Annotated in this window: 2 pseudogenes; both read left to right on the top strand. The window is 62.4% G+C overall.

From position 1 onward, the window contains the following. Positions 1-108: 108 nt before the first annotated feature. A pseudogene (locus ACFFJD_RS16715) lies at positions 109-996 on the top strand (IS30 family transposase); the annotation flags it as partial. A gap of 35 nt (positions 997-1031) precedes the next feature. Next, positions 1032-1493 (top strand): annotated as a pseudogene (locus tag ACFFJD_RS16710) (IS3 family transposase); the annotation flags it as partial. Positions 1494-1540: the final 47 nt, after the last annotated feature.

Raw genomic sequence — 1540 nt, 5'->3', positions numbered from 1 at the left:
TGCGCGTTGCCCGCTCTTTGAGCTCGGCGGGGTACTTACGAGGTGCTGCCATGATGGCGGGTCCTTCCGGGTGTTCCTACCCTCCATCAAACCCGACACGATTCACCCTCGACGATCAGCCGTGAGTTGCGTCGTAACACGGTCTCCACCCGGGGATACATGCCTCACACCGCGCACCGGCTCTCGGTTAAACGGCGAGCTAGACCGCGTCAGCCCAAGCTCCTCTCACACGATGATCTTCGCTCCTATGTGCAGACGAGACTGAAGATGAAGTGGTCGCCGCAGCAGATCAGTCACCGACTGGTCAAGGACTTTCCGGCCACTCCGGAGATGCGCGTGAGCACCGAAACGATTTACCAGGCGATATACGTCCATGCCCGCGGCGAGCTTAAGCGGACGCTCAGTCAGCAGCTGCGCCGAGGCCGTATTGCACGCAGACCACGTAAGCGACCCGACGCTCGACGTCCACGGTTCGTTGACCCGATGAACGCCATCAGTAATCGCCCGTCGGTGGTCGATTCCCGTGACGTTCCCGGGCACTGGGAGGGAGACCTCATCATCGGAGAGTTGGGCGGGTCTGCGATGGCGACGTTGGTCGAGCGGTCCACACGTTTTGTAATACTGGGCCACCTTGGCCGAGACCGAACCGCGGAGGCCGTCCGCGACTCTCTCATCACGACCGTCCGGGATCTGCCGGCAGCATTGCGAGGCACACTGACTTGGGACCAGGGCGCAGAGATGGCCGAGCATCGCGCGTTCAGTACCGCGACGCACTTCGACGTCTACTTCGCCGATGCCGGCTCGCCCTGGCAACGCGGCAGTAACGAGAACACCAATGGACTCCTCCGGCAATACTTCCCGAAGGGCACCGACCTCTCGGCGCACAACGTCGAGGACCTCTTGGCCGTCTCCCACGAACTCAACGGACGCCCCCGGAAATCGTTGGACTGGGACACCCCAGCCGAGCGGATGGCTGCTTTACTGGAAACCTCATAATCACGCGTGTTGCGACGACTGCTGGAATCCAAGCCGACGAGGGCAAGCTCTACCTCTGCGCGATCAAAGACGCCTGCTCGGGGCGGATCGTCGGCTACAGCATCGACTCCAGGATGAAGTCCCGTCTCGCCGTGACCGCTCTGGACAACGCTGTTGCCCGCCGAGAGGACGATGTTTCGGGTTGTATTGTCCATTCGGACAGGGGCTCTCAATTCCGGTCGCGGAAGTTCGTGTCCGCGCTCAACCGACACGGCCTGGTTGGGTCCATGGGCAGAGTCGGTGCCGCCGGCGACAACGCAGCGATGGAATCGTTCTTCGCGCTCCTCCAGAAGGACGTCCTGGACCGGCACCGCTGGAGCACCCGCGAGCAGTTGCGGATCGCGATCGTCACCTGGATCGAACGGACCTACCACCGACGCCGTCGTCAGGCCCGCCTCGGCCGGTTGACCCCGATCGAATACGAGACGATCATCAACACAGCCGCCTCAGCGGCATGACACCGAAACTGTCACCTGGTCGTGCAGCAGTCCCCCGGCTTTATGTT

The sequence above is a fragment of the Gordonia phosphorivorans genome (assembly GCF_042432625.1).
Taxonomy (GTDB): domain Bacteria; phylum Actinomycetota; class Actinomycetes; order Mycobacteriales; family Mycobacteriaceae; genus Gordonia; species Gordonia phosphorivorans.
The sequence above is the reverse complement of the archived record's forward strand: the minus strand, read 5'-3'. Positions and strand labels throughout refer to the sequence as shown.